Origin of the sequence: Saccharothrix sp. AJ9571 (assembly GCF_021725495.1) — a bacterium.
Lineage (GTDB): Bacteria > Actinomycetota > Actinomycetes > Mycobacteriales > Pseudonocardiaceae > Amycolatopsis > Amycolatopsis magusensis.
The window spans coordinates 505,031-522,155 of record NZ_CP091382.1; the positions used below are offsets into that span (position 1 = coordinate 505,031).

The following is a 17,125-nucleotide window of genomic DNA, read 5'->3' on the forward strand; positions in this document are numbered from 1 at the left end:
CCTTCACGGGGTTCAGGTCGGCCGGGCGGCAAGCCGGTTGGCGATGATGTTTTGGATCTGTCTGATGAGGACGGTGCGCCGTCGGACAACGTCGCGGTGGCGCTCGTTGGACAAGTCCGCGGGGTAATGGCGCGCGAGGTTGTTGGAAATGACATGCAGATATCCGAAGTGGATTCCGGCGTCGCGTGCGGCCATCCCCATGGGGCCGATCTCCGGATCCACGAAGGCGTGCTCGGCGTGCTCGCTCAGCCAGTCCCGGTTCTCCAGCAGGATCGAGGGCGAGGTGACGTGGACGCCGGTGTGCACGCCCGGCTGGGCGGTGGCGAAGTCACCGAAGAAGTCGGGCCACGTGACGACGCTGCCGCCTACGAGGCTTGTGTTTCCAGTGGCCAGTCGCGTGTTGGGCTCGATGTCGGGATTCAGGGCGCCGACTTTGCCGACGTAGACGACGTCGCGGGCACCGAGTTCCGCCAGGCGCGTGACCACGCGCCCGGCGACGTCGCCCCAGATGCTGTGCAGGAAACCGAGGTAGACCACGCGGCGGCCGTGGACCTCGGTGCGTTGCCAGGCGTAGCCGTGCTCGTGGTTCCACACCCCGTCCGGCGGGGCGAGGTGCGCCAGGCCCCAGCCGACGATCACGAGATCGCCGTCGAGGTCGAGGGTGAGTCGCTTCACCGCTTCGCGGGATACCGCGGGGTCGGGAAGCGCGTAGGTGACGGTATCGGCTGCGTTGCCCGTCATGGCCAGGTACGTGGTGATGATCAGCGCGTAGTGATGGACGTAGTCGGTGCCGGGGAATGCCTTGACGATGAGGTCGCGGCCTTGGACGTCGGCGGTGGGGCGTTCGGAGTTGAACAGCTTGCCGGTCTTTTCGTGCGCGGAGATCACCGCGTGGCGGTCGTAGTTGCCGACGACGTGAATGCTGTCCCAGTCGTGGTCTTGGATCAGGTGGTGCACCTTGATCTGGAGGTAGCGCAGAAGGCGGCCCGGGGCCATGGTGTGCCGGTGCACCGCGATGGGGGAGCTGCGCAACGCCGAGTCGGGGTGTGCGGGCAGGACCGCGTTGGCGAGCAGATTCATCAGGCGGCCCCCGGGATACGGACGCTGCTGCCGGCCGCCTCGCGGACGACGGCGATGTTGCGCCGGATCAGGTCGAACCGCTCCTCGGGGATGGGGCCCAGGGCCTCGATCCGAGGAGTTGTGGGCTTCTCGTAGGGGCCGCCGGGCAGCATCGCGATGCCCATCGCGCCGAGGATGACCGGGGCGGCCCCGTCGACCGAGGCGATCCATTCGTGCTCGCGCTGTTCGACAAGTTCGAGATGTCCGGTGCGGCCGAGGCCGAGCAGCCGATAGACGATCCTGTCCTCGATCATGCCGTGGTCTTCCAGGTATCGGGTGGCCGCCCAGCGGGTGCGGCAGAGATGGTCTTCGGGCGCGGGACGCCGGGATGCGGGCAGCGCGATCGCTCCGACGTAGTCGCTGGAAGCGAAGTAGTCGTAGCAGCGCAGCCACGCGTGATCGTCTGCCGCGTGCAGGACGACGCACAGGCGGAACTCGTCGCTGAGGTCGAGGATGTCGCGGGCGGCTTCGTCGCTGGCTTTGATGGTGGCGAGCCCGTCGCCTATGACGTCCGGGAGGATGATCTCGCGGGCGTCGACGATGCGGGCCGCCGCGACCAGGTCGGCGGCCGGCAGGGCGTGGCCGAGATCGAAGGCCCCGTTGTCGACGATGATCTCCGCCCCCCGCTGGGCCTCGCGGTGGAAGAACGCGCGGTAGGCGGCGTCGGTCAGTACACGCTGGGCCGCCACGTGGTGGACGCTGGCGGGTTCCTGGGCGACGAAGGCGTTCAGGTAGTCGGGCGGCGCGATCGCGGAGAAGGCGATGCTCTTGGCCATCAGGCGGCCCTCCACCTGTCGGTGGCGAGGGTGAGGAATTGTTGGGAGAGCACAGGGTCGCTCTCGAATCGGCCACCGGCCTGCAGGGTGGTGGTACGAGTCGCCTCCATGCGCACGCCCCGCGCACTCATGCACAGGTGCGTGCCGCGGACCGCGACGGCCACGTCGGGACTGCCGATCACGACGGCGATCTCGTCCGCTACCTGCCGGGTGAAGCGCTCCTGTATCTGAAGACGACCCGCGTACTGCTGTGCGATGCGGCCGAACTTCGACAGGCCGATCACCTCGCCGTCCGGCACGTAACCGACGGCGAGGTCCAGGTTCATGGGCAGCAGGTGGTGCTCACACAGCGACCAGACGCTCATACCGCCGATCACGACCAACTGGCCGCTCAGTTGCTGCTCGGTGAAGCACGTCGGTGCGGCCGACGGTTCCGGGGACAAGAAGCCGCTCCACCATGCGGCGACCCTGGCCGGCGTGTCTGACAGGCCCTCCCGTGCGGGGTCCTCGCCGATCGCGGTGAGGAGCTGGCCGACAAGATCGGCGACGCGCTCGGTGTCGACCGGGCCCGGCGACACTAGCTCCTGGCTGTCACGGGGAGCCAGCCTGTCGAGGGTGTTGGTCACGGAGTTCGCCTCGCTTCCGGGTTCTAATGGGCCACATGTCAGCAGCGGCGGCTCGTGGTGGCGCGTAGGCGCTGGGCGGCGTGCCAGCGCAGCGGCGCCGATCGCGAGCATCAGGTGGTCTCGGTCTGGTCCTGGGAAAGCGTCCTTCAACAGGAGGTCGCTGAGGTTGTGGACTGGTGCAGGGAAACCGCGTGATCCGGTGCTCGGTATGGGAGTCGGTGTCACCGCGCTCCGGTCAGGATGTGCAGGCGGGTGGAGACGTTCCACCCGCGTGCAGTGGCCGGGCCGTAGAGAGCGTCCATGCCGGCCAGAACCTTTTCCCGGCTGGCGCCTTCCGGCATCACCCACACCGGAGCCAGCTGGTGCTCCTCGACGAGCTGAGCGATCTCGTCGAGGTCGCGGTGGAGTTCGGGTTCGGTGACAACGAATTTGAACACCGCACGGTCTGTCGCGGTCAACCCCGAGAGGGCATCGGGCTTGATTCGGGTGGAGTAGGTCATGCCGGAGTTCGCGAGTTTCGGACTCACCACCCAGAGGTCGACCAAGGAGGCAAGTTCCGGTGTGGGCGCGATCGTGCCGTTGGTTTCGACCTGCACCCGCACGTCCGCCAGGCCGCGGGCGAGGGCGGTCATGGCGGGCTGCTGCAACATCGGCTCCCCACCGGTGATCACCATCATGTCCACGCCGCGCTCACGCACCCACGACACCAGCTCTGCGATGGGGACTTTGTCGCTGACCTCGGCCGGGTTGTATCTGTTCCAGTCCCAGCTCTCCGGGGTGTCGCAGAAGCCGCACCGGAGGTTGCACCGGGAGAACCGGACGAAGACGCAGCGCTGCCCGGTCCATGGGCCTTCGCCCTGGAACGAGGCGAACTTCTCCGTGAGGATTGCGGAACCCTCTCCGAGTTCCGGGGGCATCGCCAGCTTAGTCATGCTGCGGCACCCCGTTCCCACAGCCCCGTAGTAGTCCGTTCCTCAATGCGCAGCGATGCCAGTCTGCCGTGGATGTCAGGTTCGACGTTGTCGATGAACCACCCGGCCAGGTGCGCAACGAGCGCGGGTCCGGCGTGGCGCAGCCTCGTCTCCGTGGAGGGAGATCGGAGATGACGCGCGAACGGTGCCAAATCCCCGAAGTCGGTGACGAATCCGTCATGGTCGAGGGTGTCCGCGCCGAGTACCAAGGTCGCCTCACCGTGAATGGTCTCGAAGCTCTTCGCGATGGTGACCTTCCGGGTGGCGCCATCACACCGGGCCGAAGTGGTCTCGGTCTCCGACACCACCACCTCGCCCAGCGACATCGGCGTCACCGCGGCGATGGTGGCGTCGAACCACTCCGCTAGGTGCACGGCGAGCAGTTCGCTAGTCGGATGGAAGCTCACCTGGTCGTTGAGCAGACGATGGTCGAAGCGCGCGTCCAGGTACTCGCCGAGCGAAGCCAGCGTCTCGGATGCCGCGGCGTCGTGTACCCGAGCCACGACGGTGACCACGTAGTTGTGTCCGTGATTGCGGCGGCATTTGTGTTCCGTAGGCAGCTGCCACAGCTCGTGACTTGCGCTGAACGAAAAACGACGCGTCAACATCATCATCTTTCCCTGCTCATGAGGGTCGTGATCGACGAATTCCATGCAATCTCCCCCGTTCGCGAGGACAACCGATAGGTCAAACACCGCAGCGGGTGCGGCTGGGCCATCCCGGCGGCAGCGATCTCACCAGGCCCCGCCAGTAGCACCGGCTGCACCACAGCACCCGCGTCCGGAGCACTACCCACCGCGCGAGTAACCGTCCCGACAGGACAGTCGCAGGCCGGCGCACGGCTAACCCAGGAATGACAGAATCTCCACGTGCGTTCAAGCCAGCACCCAGCACCAGGGACACGCTGGCCGAGACGCAGCACCTCGCCGCTGTTCCAGGGCGCCCGCTGTAGCTATTCGAGGCGATGCAGGCCGTCGAGGACACGGCAGAGCGTGTCGTGATCAGGAGCCGGCGACCGTGACCCGGCCCGCGGGGGCGGAATGGCTTGCGCGACTCGGCGCGGGAGCGAGCCCGGCTCGGCGCGCGGGCACGGCGGAGGCGTGTAGATCTCTGCCCAGATGACCTTCCCGCCCTCGCGGCACCGGAACACCCCGGTCCGGGCACTGACCTGCTCGACAGCGGATAGCCGACCGGGCGGGGCGGGGTCGGCGTCCCAGACCTCGACGATCAGGCCGCGCCGCGCACGGCATAGTCGAACCTGGATCATGTTTAACTCGTGGAGATTTGACCAGTCTGGGCGCGCGCCAGGCACGCCGGTGGTGGTCACGGCGCGGCGCACGAGTTCCACGGTGACCAACTCCGCCGCTCTCGCCAGTGGCTGTAGCCGCCACGCGTCGACAGTGTGGGCGGTGTGCAGGCGTGCGACCGTGACCGCGGTATCGAGCGCGGCCAGTGTCAGGCCGCTGGTGACCGGGTGAGAATGCGGCGACGACCGCACAAGTGAAAGGTCACCGGCGAGGCGGATCACGGCAGTGGTCACAACGAACTCTCCGAACCGGTAGGCGCGACGCCAGCAGTGGACACGAGCTTGGCTGGTGGGAAGCGCGCGAAGGTGAGGGCGGTCTGTACCGTGCACGTCGACCGGCGCCGCCAGGGCCACCACCAAGTGCGAGGCTGCGGCCGGCACACGGTGCACCGGCGTCGCTCGTCGACGTGGTGCAGTCTCAGCAGGTGCGCCAGCGCCGCCACCATCGCGACGAGTCGCCGCTCGGCCGCCGCGTGCTCGCCGGTGCCGTACTCCCCGGCGAGCAGGTAGGCCAACAGAGCGTCCAACTCGCGTTGCTGCTGGAGATGGCTGACTCTGGCCATGGCAATGCTCATCGCCGCTCACCCGCGCGGAGGCGCTGCCCGCGAGGAGCTGCGCCAGTCGCCCGTGAAGCGGCAGTGACGCAGCGGACACGGAATACACGCGAGATGGGCGCCTCCGGCAGCGGGCGGGATGGTCGCGCCGGAGGCACCCAGTACAGGCGACAGCTCATGACAGCACCGCCAGGTCGTGCTCGGCCAGCCGTACCCGCTCACACGGCCAGGCCAGACCGCAGCAACGGCACCCGCCCCCTGCGTCCGATGGGGCGTTGATGATGTCCACGGCGACCGCCCCGAACCTGTCCAGACCCGCCGGCGGGCGGATGTCCGGCACTGAGGGCGGCGGGGCGACGCTGGTCATGGCGGGCCTTCCGGTGAGTGATCGGTGGGGTGTGGCTGACGCTACGACCGACCGCCTCGCAGACTCCAGAAGTTTGCTACAGTTTGCTCGAATCAGCCCATGATCGATCGCAGATATTGACGGATATACGCAGGTGAAGGCACGATCGATGCTGTTCGAGCAAACTCGCGCACATCGATAGCGGAGGATTCGCCATGCAGTTAACGTTTCTGGGCAAGGCCACACAGGGCGGTGGTTCACCCACGCTGTACGCCACCGACCGGGATACCTACGTGGTGCAGGGGTGGAGGGTGCCAGGTCGTGACGATCACGTCGAGGTTCCGCACCGGCTACTGGTGCACGTGCAGCCGGGCACGTACCTCGGTGCCCGGATGCACGACACCGGGCGCGGCAGCTTCACACTGACCGGACAGCCGGTCGACGACGCGGCGCTGGCGCAGATGGACATCCCGGGACACGAAACCTGCGTCGAGGTCCCGAAGAAGGCAGAGGAGTACTTCGGTGGAGCTGCTACAGGCTGAGGCATTCGACGCGTTGTTCGCCGAGTTCGCACGCGACGCGTTCCATCTGGAAGTTCAAGACACCTACCACACCCCGGACGAAACCGGCCCGTTCCAGCTGTTCTTGACCGGGCAGCCCGACGACTTCGCGTGGCACCGGCCGTGGCTCGATCTCGTCCGCGCTACCACCGCTGCCGGGCGAAACATCCGGCGGGCTCGGGTGGTGTCGGTGCCCCACGTGGACTACACCCGCTGGGGCCTGGCCGTGGCCGAGCACAACATCGCCGCGGGCGAGGACATCCGCTACCTGCCGCGGCACCTCATCGACGCCAGCGCCTTGACCACGGATGATTTCTGGTTGTTCGACGATGACCGCGTGGTGTTCACGGTGTTCGAGCCCGGCGGCCGGTTCGCCGGCGGCGCCGCCACCACCGACCCGGCCATCGTCGGCCACTGCCGCACGGTGCGCGACACGGTCTGGAAGGCCGCTATCAGTCACCGAGACTATCTGGACAGCGAGTACGTCAACGCCTAGATCTCCACGTCGTCGTGACCAGCTCCGTGCACCAAGCCCAGCAAGCGCTGGGCCTTCGGCTGCGTGATCTCCGCAAAGACGCAAAACTCACCGGCCGGCAACTGGCCGACCTTGCCGGGTGGCGGCACAGCTCGAAGGTGACGAAAATCGAGTTGGGCAACCAGAAACCCACCGATGATGACATCCGAGTGTGGTGCCGCCATACCGGCGCAGAGGGTCAGGTCGCCGACCTCATCGCCACCGCGCGCCACATCGAGGCGATGTACATCGAATGGCGACGCAACCTGGGCACAGGCACCAAACGCCGCCAGAACGCCTCTCGCACCCTTGAGGCAAAAACCAAGCTCATGCGCTGGTACGAACCCGTGCTCATCCCCGGCCTGCTACACACCGCCGAATACGCCACGGCGGTCATGCGCCGCGTCATCGACTTCTACGACATCCCCGACGACCTCGACGCCGGCGTCGAAGCCCGCATGCAACGCCAGAAAGTCCTCTACCATCGTGGTGACCGCCGTTTTCATTTCCTCATGGCCCAGCAAGCCCTCGTGACCACCGTCGGCGACGACGAGGTCATGATCGGACAACTCGACCGGCTCCTCGCTGTCATGTCGCTGCCTCGCGTCCACCTCGGCATCATCCCCGCCGACGCCGAGTACCGCGTACCCACGCACAACTTCATCATCTACGACCACCGCATCGTCCACATCGAAAATATCTCCGCAGAGGTGACGATCAACCAACCACGTGAAATCGCCTTACACGAACGGGTTTTCACCGAACTCGCCACCCAAGCAGCCACCGGCCCTACTGCCCGCAACCTCATCACCACAGCCTTAGAGCAACGACGACACAGCCAGCAGATTCGCAAGCGGAGCCTGCCATCATCAGGCAATCAGGTCGAGTAGAGAACGACCTCGACAAGGTCATCGACACCCCTCAACTCCCACGGCTCCGCCTGGCCGCTCATCATCGAAGTCACCGCACCACAGAGGCACCGCCTCCGCCACCCGGCATGTGCCCGTTCCGGCGATCCCGCCAGTCACCTCATAGGGCTTCGTTCTCGGCATCGTCGCCGGTCGGCGCGGGCGCGGGTGTGGCATTGCGGTGGTACTTCGGCGCTGCCCTGCCGCGGCATTCTGTCGGTCGCCGTGTGCTCGACAGCGCATGAAACCTGGCAGAACACGAAAGACGAGGCGGCAATTCAGTGGATGGTCCGATCACGCAGCTGTACATGCAGGTATTCCCCGTTCCCGATCGCGCCCTTGCGGGGTTGGCATTGCTGGTGGGCGTGTGCACCGGGATCACCGTGTGGCGGATGGCGTGGCGCGCCTACATTCCGGGGTTGACGCGCAGCTGGTACTGGTCGCACGTCACACGAGCGGTGCTGCTGACCGGCGTGGCGGTCGTGGCCTGGCCCGCCGTGATCGTCCTGATCACCTTGTGTCAGTTCGACGGCCCGCGAGCGCTGATCGAGCGGTTCGTGTTCGGCAAACGACCGACCGCCGAGGATCCCGGGCAGGCGTGACCGCCCGCTCGTCGTCGCGCGACGTGTCCGCCAAGCGGGGGCGCCGGTGGCGGTCGGAAGGGCTTCTGGTTCAGAGCTGGATTCCGGCCCAGCGGGCGAAGGTGGCCAGGGAGTCGGAGCGGCGGCGGTCGTGGTGGGCGAGGGTGACCACGGTTTCGTGGACCTGCGGGTGGTAGCGGGTCAGCTGCGGTGCCAGGGCGCGGGCGGTGTTGAGTTCGGCCAGGACCTGGTCGCGGCGTCCGTGCAGCAGGGCCGCGCGGGCGAGGTCGACGTGGTGGTGTCCTTTCCGGGAGGCCAGGGTGCCGGGAGGCAACGGGGTGTTGCGGGCCAGCGCGGTGGCGCCGTCGCCGAGTTCGACGGCGGCGGCCACGGAGTGGATGGTCACGTTGGCCGGGTCGAACGCGGTGTCGTAGTAGTCAGCGCCGGGCTCGAGGATGCGGGCGCAGTCGGCGGCTTCGGTCAGGTGTGCGTCGGAGGTGGCGCGGTCGCCGGAGCGGGCGGATAGGATCGCCGAGCGCAGGTGGAGATAGCCGCGCACGGTCAGCGACGCCGGATTGGTGGGCTCGGCCTCGGCCAGGGACCGTCCGGTCGCGGCGAGGCGCTCGGCGGCGGCGTAGGCGCCTCGGTGCATCAAAGGCAGCCCGATCTCGCCCTCGCACAGCGCGGCCAGCAGCGGATCGCCCGAGGCGCCCGCGGCGGTGGCCGCGCGTTCGGCGGCTTGCCCGGACAGTGGTGACCCCATGCGGTGCAGGCAGATCGTGACGCACTGGTAGAGCTGGGTCAGCAACGCGTGCGCCCGCTCGGCCTCGGCTCCCGCACGCGCGTGCGCGGCTGCGGTGTGCAGGGCGGCGAGCAGATCGGGCATCACCGCCGACGAGCGGTCGTACCGCGACCTCCGCTGTAGTTCGGCGACAGTGGCCACCGCCCGCGCCAGCCCGTTCAGGGGGCTTGGCGGGTCATCGGTGGCCAGGGCGGGGCCCGCGATCACGGCGGTTTCCAGCTCGGCGATGCCCTCGCGTTCAGTGCCGAACTGCGGGCTGGGCTGCTCGTAGAGGTCGTAGACGGTCAGGTTCAGCGCCCGCGCCGCCGCCGCGACGAACGATGGAGACGCCGGTTTGCGGCCCTGCTCGACCTGGCGCACCAGCGATACCGACACATGCATCCGGGCGGCGAGCTGCCGCTGGCCCAAATCCGGGTGCAGCTTGCGCGCGGCGCGCACTCGCCGCCCGACACCCGCGGGCCCGCGGTCCTCCTCGGCTGCCATGGCCACGCTCCCTTCCCGGGACACCCCCGCCATTACCCGTCAGGGTAGCTCCGCCGCCCGAAAAACTTCGCCCATGTTGACACCGAACGTGCTGAATAAGTGTCATAGCGTGAGCGATGGTGCTGCTGGCGCTACCGACAGGGTCAGCGGCGGAATCCGCGCTCGGGGTCGCGGGTGGGCACGTTGCCGAACTCGCCGAACCACTCCTCGGCGTCGTCGTAGGACAGCGGGACCGGGTGAGCGAGCAGCCCCTCGTAGTCCTTGTCCTGGAACAGAACCTCCTGCAGGATCGGCCAGTCATAGTCGAACCGGGAGCTTGGGTGCGCCGCCACAAAATCGGCGTGCAGGTCGGGCTCGTCGCGCTTGCACCGTTCGGCATCCTGGATCGCCAGATCCAAGGCGACCTCCTCGGCGGTGCACGCCGGGGTCGGGCGCCTCCCGGCAGCCAGGTCGCAGGCCAGGTCGTCGAAGGCCCGCGCGTAGCGGCGCGAAAACCACGGGTCACGCTCGGCCACGCACGGCGGGACCGTGGTGTCCGCGTCCGCTGCGGGCCCACCGCCGGCCAGGGAAGTCTGCTCGGCGATGTCGTAGACCTCGTCGGCCAACCTGCCCAGGGCCGCGTCCAACGCGGCGGCGGTGCGGGGAGTGATCACCACCGGCAGGCACACCTCGCAGTCGAAGTCGCGGCACCGGGGACACTCGGCGCAATCGTTGCGGCAGGTCCCGCACACCGTCGAGGAACCCATCCCCCCGAACACCACAAAGTCACGCCCTCCACCCCAACAGCCGAGCTCGCCAAGGAGCCGCACTCGAGCGGGCCGGAGCGGACGCTGGCACCCAACACGAGCCACCAGGCCGCGAGGCACACCAGCCGCAGGTCGTTCGCGGTGGTACCGGTGCCGGTCCCAACCGCAACGAGCGCCCGGCACCGGCCAATTCGTCGTCCAACCCGGCCAGCAGCGCAGCCGCGCTCCCGCCGCGCAGGCACACCTGGGCGAGAGATCGACGACCCCCTCGTCCAGCCCGGCCTTCCAACGCCGTCGACCAGGTCAGGGGGACGGTGGGGCGATGCGCTGCAGGCAGGCGGAGAACACCCAGCCGGTGTAGGGGAACCGGACCGGGATCCAGGTGTCGATCGGGACAGTCTGCGCGCTGCACGTGGTGCCGGACTCGGCGTGCTGTGGGGTGCATGCGCCGATCACGACCTGCTCCACCTGGCTGATCGTGTGGAACTCTGTGCCCGTCTTGAAGGTCGGCCTGGGGCGTACCCGGATCGGCGCTGCTACCGGTGAGTAGGCGCACTCGCCGGCAGCTTGCCCTGTGGGGGTGGGTGTGGGTGTGGGCAGAGTAGTCGGCTTTTCCGAGGACAACAGCGCCATCATGCTGGTGCCACCGGCCAGGAGGGTGGCTGCCACGACTGCCGTTCGCCACAGCGGCCACCGTCGGCGCCCTGGCGGTCCGGCGTCGGTGCGGGCCGCCGGCGCGGCGGGCGCGGGGTGGTGGCCGGGGCCGGAGTTGTGGTCATGGACGCGGTCCCAGGCATTCGCCCAGGCCGACAGTTCCGCATGGGGGATTCCGAGCGCTCGCAGGATCGATTCGTAGGCTCCTGGTGGGGGCAGTGTGCGCCCGGCGAGGTAGTTGGCGAGCGTGCTGCGCGGGATGGTGCAGTCCTCGCTTCGGCTCAGCCGGCGAGCCAGGTCCTGGACCGACAAGCGTTCTTTGCCGAGATGACGGCCCTGCGTTCGGCGAAGGGAATCGAAGGCTTCTTTCAGGTCCGGCAGTGAATGGATTCCGGACGGCTCCGTCCCGTTGCTCACTTGAAGTCTCCCCTACCTCATCGTGCACCGTTTCGGCGAGTGGCTGATTTCAGGATGAACGCGGCTGTGGCTCGTTTCCGGCGAAGGCGAGTTCATCACTCGTACGGGCGACCCTGGGTCAGCAGGGCGGCCGACGCCCAGGCGGGGGCGTCCAGCAGCGTCCAGTCATGTCCAAAGGTGTCCAAATCGGCCTGATGAGCAGGGGAAACCGTGTGCTGTGGGCGCGACGGTCATTGCCGTCCCCCACGCACTCAGACCGGCGAAACGGATCACCATGGAAACGGAGAAGGCACTTTGTCCTGCCCAGCGATCGACCCCTCCCCCGGACCTGCGCGGGGAACGACTTGAAATACTCCAGCAACGTTTCGAGGACAGCCACTGGCGTCGTCCGGGTACGGTTCTGACGTTCCACCCAGCTTGCCGGGGCTGTTCGGTTTCACCGAGTGGAACACCTCATGTCTCGTTCTCCTCGGTGGTGGCGGCCGGACTGAATCCGGCCGCCCCGGTAGAATCACACCAAGGCTTCGAGATGGTCCTGGCTCCGTGGACGACGTCTTTCGTGGACCGCGATCTACTCGGATCACCCATCGACGTCCGCCTTGACGGGGTCCCCCGGTTCACCGCACTCCTGGAAGCGATGTGCGGAACCAGTAGCCATTCGGCGCGCCGCCGACTCATCTCCGATGTCCTGATTCCCGGTCATCACCCCACACCATCTGCGCCGGCCATCGTGGCCTCGGGGTGGCGCGTGCTGATGCGCGAACACGGCAAGCGGTCCATCGCTGATCTCACCGCTGAAGTCGGCTGCAGCCATCGGCAACTGTCACGTTTGTTCACCCAGCACATCGGCCTTTCACCCAAACGGGCAGCACGGGCACTTCGCCTGCGCCGCGCCCTGTGCCTGCTGATGCGCGGAATGGACGCGGCGACGGTCGCGGCACAGTGCGGTTTCAGTGATCAGGCGCATTTGAGCCGTGAGTGCCGTCAACTCGCGGACCGATCGCTGCGGCAGTTGAGGTCGGACGGCGACGGTGGCCATTTTCTTCAAGACCTGGCTAGTGATTGACGGTGATTATCTCCTTGTCGGCCCGCCCGGGCCGGATCCCGAAGTGAAGATCCGAGAATTGAGGAGTACGTGATGGACGAGATCTACGAGGCGCCCAGCATGGTGGAAGCCGGCGAATTCGCCGAGGTCACCCAGCTCACCCACGCTGGCTACTGGGCGGACGGCATCTGGGGCTACTTCTGGTTCTGACCCTCGGTCAGCAGGCGGGCGTGGCCGTGTTCGCGCGGCCACGCCCCACCCAAGGAGTACTCGACGAACGGAGTGAAGATGCGATTCCTGGTCCTGCCCGATCACCCCGGCGCCGCCACGGTGATCGGCGGCATCGACCTGGACGATCCAGGGACCCGGATCGTGGCGCACCCTTCGGGAAAGCCGTGGATCGTGGGCCGCTGGCACGAGCGTGATCTGCTCGTCGCCACCGCCGGGGAGGTTTCGGTCGCATTGCTCGGCGCCGCCCTGATCGCCCCCGACGAGCTGGAGCGGCGGCTGCGGTCGATCACCTCGCCGCGTGACCTGGACACTCTCGCCGGTTCGATGGCCGGCGGCCACCACTTCGTCGCGTCGGTGGCCGGCACGGTGCGGGTCCAGGGTTCGCTGTCCACCGCCTTCCAGGTTCACTACGCCACCTGGCACGGCGTGACCGTGGCGTCGAACCGGGCTGAGCCGCTGGTGGACCTGATCGGCGCCGGGATTGACGAGGAACGCGTTGCCCTGGAGTTGCTGGTGCCGTTCGGACCGCCCTGGCCGCTCAACGACCGGCCGCCCTGGCGCGGAGTGCACGTTCCCCAGCTCGGCGAGTGCCTCGAGATCGGGCCCGACGGCGCCGGGCGCACCCGGCGGTGGTGGTCACCTCCGCCCCCGCACCAGCGGCTCGGAAACGGCGCCACCATCGGTCAAGCTCTAGTGGACGCCGTCACCGCGCGCACCCGCGGAGAGGACACGGTGAGCACCGACCTGTCCGGTGGCGTCGATTCGACCACCCTGACCTTCCTGGCCGCCCGGACCGGGACGCGGCTCGTGACCTCGCACTTCCAGGCCGACGGCCGGACCACCGACGACCTGGCATGGGCGCGGCTCAGCGGGCGCCACCTCACCGGCGCCCGACACCTGGTCACCTCGCCGCAGGAGGCACCCGACTGGTACGCACAACCCGACCACGCCCCCCTCGACCGGGAAGGCCCCCACGTACTGGCCCGCGCCTCGGCGGCGACGGACCACTTGGCCGCGCTGGTGGCAGCCGAAGGGTCTCGCCGGCACCTGCAGGGCGTGGGCGGCGACGAGATGTTCCAGCCGGGAACCATGTGCCTGTCCAGCATCGCCCGCCGGAGACCGCTGCTGGCCCTACACCACGCTCGGGCACTGAGGGCACGACGCCGCTGGTCCATGCGTGCCACCGCGGCCGTGCTCGGCTACAGCCAGTCCTATGCCGACTGGCTGACCGGCTGCGCAACCGGGACACCGGACGCCGCGCGAAAGCTCGGCGCGCCAGCGTGGGAGGTGTCACCGACGCTGCCACCGTGGATCACCGCCGACGGCGCCGCCACCATCCACCGGTCCCTGCGCGCCGCCGCCGGTTCCCGCCCCGAACCGCTGTCCACGCTGCCCGTGCAACACGAGATGATCCGGATCAACTGCGTCAACGGGCGCATGCTACGACGGCACTCCCACCTCGCCTCCGCGCACGGGGTCACCTTCCATGGCCCGTTCACCGACGACCGGGTCCTGGAAGCGGCGCTGAGCATCCGCCTGGAAGACCGCATGGACCCCCACCGGTTCAAGCCCGCCCTGGTGACCGCGATGACCGGACTGGTGCCCGGCGACATCCTCGCCCGCACGACCAAGAACGAGGCCAGCGCGGCGATGTACGCCGGAATGCGCAACCGCCGCGAGGAACTGGTGGACCTGATGGCCGACTCGCGACTGGCCCGCATGGGACTGATCGATCCAGCCGCGGTCCGCGCGGTCCTGCGTGGTGCCCACGCCACCGCCCTGACCCTGATGCCCCTCGACGCGACCTTGGCCTGCGAACTGTGGCTGCGAAACACCGGCGAACCCGCCTTGGCGAATCCGGGAGGAACCCCATGGGCTTGACCTTGTCCGCGCACGTGACCATGACACCGGCCGACCGCGGCATGGTGCTGCTCGACGAAAGAACAGGCCGCTACTGGACGATGAACCACACCGGCGCCACGGTCCTGCGCGCACTGCTGACTGGTTCCGACACCGCGAGCATCGTGGCAGATCTCCGCGCTACCTACCCCGCGGCGGGCGACCACGTCGCCGCGGACGTGACGGCGCTGCTGCGCGCACTCGACGACGCGGGGCTGGTCGCGCGATGAGCGGCGTCGAGATGACGCTGGAACCTCGCGTTCGGGTCCCCCTCATCCAGCGGCCCGCCGCCCTGGCCGCGGCCCTCGCCGGTCGGCTGCTGGCCACCGCCTCACCCTCCCGCCTGCGGAAGCTGCTTCAACTCGCCGCCCGAGGAGCTACCCCGGCCACCGCCGAGCAAGCCCTCCGGGCCCGCCGGGCCGTGGTCGCGGTCAGCATCGCCTGCGCGGGCCCTCGTTGCCTGCAACGCTCGATCGCCACCGCACTGCTCTGCCGGTTGCGGGGCACCTGGCCACAGTGGTGCACCGGCGTCGTGACCGAACCCTTCGCCGCACACGCCTGGGTCGCGGTGGACGGGCAGCCGATCGGTGAGGACCCGGACATGGTGAAGCACTTCCACGTCGTCATGTCAGTCGACAGCTAAGCAGTCCGGCGGCACGGCGCCATCGCCGACACAGCGGACCTTAACCACGGCGCCGACGTCGCGGCCTAGCGATCCGGTCAGCAATGTCTGAGCGCCGTGCGGGTGTGCGTCTCCTGCCGCAGCTGGAGCTGGTCCTGGTGGTCAGGCTGCGCTGGCTGATGCTGCGCGTGCTGTTAGTGCGCGCCGCGCTCGGCGCGGTGACCGCATCCGCCGGACTCGCGGTCGGGGTGAGGTGCGGCGATGCACCTCACCCCGATCGGTTCATGCTGTTGGTGCGGTGACCAGCAGGCGGTCGAGCAGGTCCCGCAGGGTGACCAGGCCGATCAGCTCGCCGCCGGATTCGACCAGGGCGAGGTGGTTGCGGCTGTCGCGCATGGTGTTCAGCGCCCGGTAGATCGCGGTGTCGGCGTCGAAGGTGAGGACCGGCCGCATCAGCTCGCCCGCCGTGCCGCCCGGTGTGAGCGCGTCGCGTACGTGGACGACCCCGATCGGGGTGCTGCCGTCCAGCACGACGAGCCGCAGGTGCCCGCTGGTGCGTGCCGCTTCCCGGATGGCCTCCACCGACGCGTCCGCCGGCACGCCGACGAGTTCGTTCCGGGGCCGGGTGATGTCGCGCAACGGCCGGGAGTTGAGTTCCAGCGCGGTGGCGAGCTGGTCGCGCCGGTCGGCGTCCAGTGCGCCCGCCTTCGCCGAGTGGTCGACCAGCTGACGCAAGTCCTCCGGGGTGCGGCCGGCACTCATTTCGTCGACCGGCGCCACGCCGACGCGGCGCAGGCACCAGTTCGCCATGTTGTTCAACGCCACCAGCAACGGCCGTGTCACGCGCATGAAGCCGCGCATCGGGATGGCCAGCATGGTCGCGAACTTCTCCGGGTGCGCGATGGCCCACGACTTGGGTGCCATCTCCCCAACCACCAGGTGCAGGAAAGTGACCACCACCAGGGACAGCACGAACGCGACGATGTCGGCGGTGGCCGCGGGCAGGCCCCAGCCCTCCATCACCGGGGTCATCATGTCGTGCACCGCCGGTTTCGCGATGGCACCCAGCGCGAGGGTGCACAGCGTGATCCCCAGCTGCGACCCGGCGAGCAGCAGCGACAGTTCACGGGCGCTCTTGAGGGCCGCGCGGGCCGACGCGCTGGTCTCCGCGGCCTCTTCCAGGCGGTACCGGCGAGCGGCCATCAAGGCGAACTCGATGGCGACGAAGAACGCGCTCAACGCGATGATCGCCGCCGAGATCAGTGAGGCCATCAAATGAACCAACACCGGAACCCTCTTCGTTTCCCCCGTCCGCGCGGTGCGGTACCGGCCAACCCGACACCGACCATCGAGTACTCGACCGTCGGCATCGTGCTGGCGGCAGTGTCGCGGCCGGTCATGCCGTTCCCGTCCTACGCGCAGCGCCGACCGGACACGAGCTACCGACTCCAAGCCCCTCAACTGCAGTATTCGCCCGCAGGAGAGTTCCCTGTCGATCGCGAAACCGCCACATCGCAGTCCGACCGGGCGCGATGATCACCCGCTTATCCAGGAGGCGTCCGCACCGGGGCTCGGACCGGCGCATGCAGGTCCCCGTGCGGATCGTGCGTCAGTGCTTGTGCAGGAAGGCCGTCGTGACCAGTTCGGCGGCGTCCACGAGCGGGCCGGCGGGGACGGCCATCTCGCCCTGGGTTGTCAGGTCGCTGCTGTCTTCGGTCAGCACCCAGGTCACGCGCACGGAGGTGGCCTGCGGGTCGCGGGCCACGAGCACGTAGTCGCCCTGATCGGTGCGCCACTCCACGTTCGGCCGCAACGACTCCGGCGTTAGCGTTACCTCTGCGCATCTCCGCACTGTGCCACGATTCGTTGCGCGTGTATGCATCACAACCATGGCAGCGTTGGCTGTAGCCACAGCGGCAAACGGGCCGCTTCTTCCGCTAGCCTTCGCCCTGGCAATTTTACTCG

22 protein-coding genes are annotated in these 17,125 nt (G+C 68.4%); 10 read left to right on the forward strand and 12 right to left on the reverse strand.

The genetic code is table 11. The features are described from left to right. Nucleotides 1-12: 12 nt before the first annotated feature. The 7 genes from L3Q67_RS02430 to L3Q67_RS02460 all read right to left on the reverse strand — a co-directional run bounded on the left by L3Q67_RS02430 (nt 13) and on the right by L3Q67_RS02460 (nt 5,373). Nucleotides 13-1,011 (reverse strand): nucleoside phosphorylase-I family protein, encoded by a 999-nt coding sequence (locus tag L3Q67_RS02430; RefSeq protein ID WP_499187965.1) that lies wholly within the window; start codon nt 1,009-1,011, stop codon nt 13-15. A gap of 68 nt (nt 1,012-1,079) precedes the next feature. After that, the gene (locus L3Q67_RS02435; RefSeq protein WP_499187966.1) at nt 1,080-1,895 is read right to left on the reverse strand and encodes a hypothetical protein; all 816 of its coding nucleotides are present in this window, start codon (nt 1,893-1,895) and stop codon (nt 1,080-1,082) included. Continuing rightward, nucleotides 1,895-2,521 carry a GTP cyclohydrolase I gene (gene folE, locus L3Q67_RS02440; RefSeq protein ID WP_499187967.1) on the reverse strand — a complete coding sequence of 209 codons (627 nt, stop codon included), beginning with the start codon at nt 2,519-2,521 and terminating at the stop codon, nt 1,895-1,897. Before folE ends, L3Q67_RS02435 begins: the two co-directional genes overlap by 1 nt. 221 nt (nt 2,522-2,742) lie before the next feature. After that, the gene (locus L3Q67_RS02445) at nt 2,743-3,453 is read right to left on the reverse strand and encodes a 7-carboxy-7-deazaguanine synthase QueE (protein WP_499187968.1); all 711 of its coding nucleotides are present in this window, start codon (nt 3,451-3,453) and stop codon (nt 2,743-2,745) included. Further along, on the reverse strand, nt 3,450-4,145 hold the full coding sequence (locus tag L3Q67_RS02450; RefSeq protein WP_499187969.1) for a 6-pyruvoyl trahydropterin synthase family protein: 696 nt from the start codon (nt 4,143-4,145) through the stop codon (nt 3,450-3,452). The genes L3Q67_RS02445 and L3Q67_RS02450 overlap by 4 nt, the downstream gene beginning before the upstream one ends. Nucleotides 4,146-4,444: 299 nt before the next feature. Further along, nucleotides 4,445-5,032 (reverse strand): hypothetical protein, encoded by a 588-nt coding sequence (locus tag L3Q67_RS02455; protein WP_499187970.1) that lies wholly within the window; start codon nt 5,030-5,032, stop codon nt 4,445-4,447. Continuing rightward, entirely contained in the window at nt 5,029-5,373 is a 345-nt protein-coding gene (locus L3Q67_RS02460) for a hypothetical protein (RefSeq protein ID WP_499187971.1), read from the reverse strand. Before L3Q67_RS02460 ends, L3Q67_RS02455 begins: the two co-directional genes overlap by 4 nt. Nucleotides 5,374-5,913: 540 nt before the next feature. Here L3Q67_RS02460 and L3Q67_RS02465 point away from each other — a divergent pair. The 4 genes from L3Q67_RS02465 to L3Q67_RS02480 all read left to right on the forward strand — a co-directional run bounded on the left by L3Q67_RS02465 (nt 5,914) and on the right by L3Q67_RS02480 (nt 8,282). Beyond that, nucleotides 5,914-6,240: a hypothetical protein gene (locus tag L3Q67_RS02465; RefSeq protein WP_499187972.1), complete on the forward strand. Its 327-nt coding sequence runs from the start codon at nt 5,914-5,916 to the stop codon at nt 6,238-6,240. A gap of 13 nt (nt 6,241-6,253) precedes the next feature. Next, a complete protein-coding gene (locus L3Q67_RS02470; protein ID WP_499187973.1) occupies nt 6,254-6,754 on the forward strand; it encodes a DUF6879 family protein in 501 nt (166 codons plus the stop codon). 14 nt (nt 6,755-6,768) lie between these two features. After that, complete coding sequence (locus tag L3Q67_RS02475) at nt 6,769-7,662, forward strand: helix-turn-helix domain-containing protein (protein WP_499187974.1); 894 nt, start codon at nt 6,769-6,771, stop codon at nt 7,660-7,662. 299 nt (nt 7,663-7,961) lie between these two features. Continuing rightward, nucleotides 7,962-8,282, forward strand: a complete 321-nt coding sequence (locus L3Q67_RS02480; protein ID WP_499187975.1) for a hypothetical protein — start codon at nt 7,962-7,964, stop codon at nt 8,280-8,282. A gap of 70 nt (nt 8,283-8,352) precedes the next feature. Here the strand turns inward: L3Q67_RS02480 and L3Q67_RS02485 are convergent, their stop codons facing one another. From L3Q67_RS02485 to L3Q67_RS02495, 3 genes are all read right to left on the reverse strand, one after another. After that, nucleotides 8,353-9,546 carry a helix-turn-helix domain-containing protein gene (locus tag L3Q67_RS02485; RefSeq protein WP_499187976.1) on the reverse strand — a complete coding sequence of 398 codons (1,194 nt, stop codon included), beginning with the start codon at nt 9,544-9,546 and terminating at the stop codon, nt 8,353-8,355. Between the two features lie 143 nt (nt 9,547-9,689). Continuing rightward, a complete protein-coding gene (locus L3Q67_RS02490; protein ID WP_499187977.1) occupies nt 9,690-10,202 on the reverse strand; it encodes a hypothetical protein in 513 nt (170 codons plus the stop codon). A gap of 393 nt (nt 10,203-10,595) precedes the next feature. After that, a complete protein-coding gene (locus L3Q67_RS02495) occupies nt 10,596-11,363 on the reverse strand; it encodes a helix-turn-helix domain-containing protein (protein ID WP_499187978.1) in 768 nt (255 codons plus the stop codon). 274 nt (nt 11,364-11,637) lie between these two features. Here L3Q67_RS02495 and L3Q67_RS02500 point away from each other — a divergent pair, with 274 nt between their 5' ends. The 6 genes from L3Q67_RS02500 to L3Q67_RS02525 all read left to right on the forward strand — a co-directional run bounded on the left by L3Q67_RS02500 (nt 11,638) and on the right by L3Q67_RS02525 (nt 15,462). Next, complete coding sequence (locus tag L3Q67_RS02500; RefSeq protein WP_499187979.1) at nt 11,638-12,429, forward strand: helix-turn-helix domain-containing protein; 792 nt, start codon at nt 11,638-11,640, stop codon at nt 12,427-12,429. A gap of 72 nt (nt 12,430-12,501) precedes the next feature. Further along, nucleotides 12,502-12,618, forward strand: coding sequence for a lasso RiPP family leader peptide-containing protein (locus L3Q67_RS02505; RefSeq protein WP_499187980.1), 117 nt, complete (start codon nt 12,502-12,504; stop codon nt 12,616-12,618). Nucleotides 12,619-12,696: 78 nt separating this feature from the next. Continuing rightward, a complete protein-coding gene (locus tag L3Q67_RS02510; RefSeq protein ID WP_499187981.1) occupies nt 12,697-14,520 on the forward strand; it encodes a macrolactam cyclase family protein in 1,824 nt (607 codons plus the stop codon). Next, nucleotides 14,511-14,768 carry a lasso peptide biosynthesis PqqD family chaperone gene (locus tag L3Q67_RS02515; RefSeq protein WP_499187982.1) on the forward strand — a complete coding sequence of 86 codons (258 nt, stop codon included), beginning with the start codon at nt 14,511-14,513 and terminating at the stop codon, nt 14,766-14,768. Before L3Q67_RS02510 ends, L3Q67_RS02515 begins: the two co-directional genes overlap by 10 nt. Continuing rightward, nucleotides 14,765-15,181 carry a transglutaminase-like domain-containing protein gene (locus L3Q67_RS02520; RefSeq protein WP_499187983.1) on the forward strand — a complete coding sequence of 139 codons (417 nt, stop codon included), beginning with the start codon at nt 14,765-14,767 and terminating at the stop codon, nt 15,179-15,181. The genes L3Q67_RS02515 and L3Q67_RS02520 overlap by 4 nt, the downstream gene beginning before the upstream one ends. A 104-nt stretch (nt 15,182-15,285) precedes the next feature. Then, nucleotides 15,286-15,462: a hypothetical protein gene (locus L3Q67_RS02525; protein ID WP_499187984.1), complete on the forward strand. Its 177-nt coding sequence runs from the start codon at nt 15,286-15,288 to the stop codon at nt 15,460-15,462. On the opposite strand, the gene L3Q67_RS02530 is transcribed toward L3Q67_RS02525, so the two are convergent. Together L3Q67_RS02530 and L3Q67_RS02535 are read right to left on the reverse strand one after the other, a co-directional pair. Continuing rightward, the gene (locus L3Q67_RS02530) at nt 15,443-16,432 is read right to left on the reverse strand and encodes a hemolysin family protein (RefSeq protein WP_499187985.1); all 990 of its coding nucleotides are present in this window, start codon (nt 16,430-16,432) and stop codon (nt 15,443-15,445) included. The genes L3Q67_RS02525 and L3Q67_RS02530 overlap by 20 nt on opposite strands. A gap of 337 nt (nt 16,433-16,769) precedes the next feature. Beyond that, entirely contained in the window at nt 16,770-16,973 is a 204-nt protein-coding gene (locus tag L3Q67_RS02535) for a hypothetical protein (protein WP_499191811.1), read from the reverse strand. Nucleotides 16,974-17,125 lie beyond the last annotated feature (152 nt).

Bases quoted from the DNA above. Each gene is read 5' to 3' on its own strand.
- L3Q67_RS02505 (WP_499187980.1), top strand. From the start codon at position 12,502: ATGGACGAGATCTACGAGGCGCCCAGCATGGTGGAAGCCGGCGAATTC.
- L3Q67_RS02500 (WP_499187979.1), top strand. From the start codon at position 11,638: ATGGAAACGGAGAAGGCACTTTGTCCTGCCCAGCGATCGACCCCTCCC.
- L3Q67_RS02530 (WP_499187985.1), bottom strand. From the start codon at position 16,432: ATGGCCTCACTGATCTCGGCGGCGATCATCGCGTTGAGCGCGTTCTTC.
- L3Q67_RS02465 (WP_499187972.1), top strand. From the start codon at position 5,914: ATGCAGTTAACGTTTCTGGGCAAGGCCACACAGGGCGGTGGTTCACCC.
- L3Q67_RS02485 (WP_499187976.1), bottom strand. From the start codon at position 9,546: ATGGCAGCCGAGGAGGACCGCGGGCCCGCGGGTGTCGGGCGGCGAGTG.
- L3Q67_RS02460 (WP_499187971.1), bottom strand. From the start codon at position 5,373: ATGAGCATTGCCATGGCCAGAGTCAGCCATCTCCAGCAGCAACGCGAG.
- L3Q67_RS02510 (WP_499187981.1), top strand. From the start codon at position 12,697: ATGCGATTCCTGGTCCTGCCCGATCACCCCGGCGCCGCCACGGTGATC.
- L3Q67_RS02520 (WP_499187983.1), top strand. From the start codon at position 14,765: ATGAGCGGCGTCGAGATGACGCTGGAACCTCGCGTTCGGGTCCCCCTC.
- L3Q67_RS02435 (WP_499187966.1), bottom strand. From the start codon at position 1,895: ATGGCCAAGAGCATCGCCTTCTCCGCGATCGCGCCGCCCGACTACCTG.
- L3Q67_RS02445 (WP_499187968.1), bottom strand. From the start codon at position 3,453: ATGACTAAGCTGGCGATGCCCCCGGAACTCGGAGAGGGTTCCGCAATC.
- L3Q67_RS02515 (WP_499187982.1), top strand. From the start codon at position 14,511: ATGGGCTTGACCTTGTCCGCGCACGTGACCATGACACCGGCCGACCGC.
- L3Q67_RS02450 (WP_499187969.1), bottom strand. From the start codon at position 4,145: ATGGAATTCGTCGATCACGACCCTCATGAGCAGGGAAAGATGATGATG.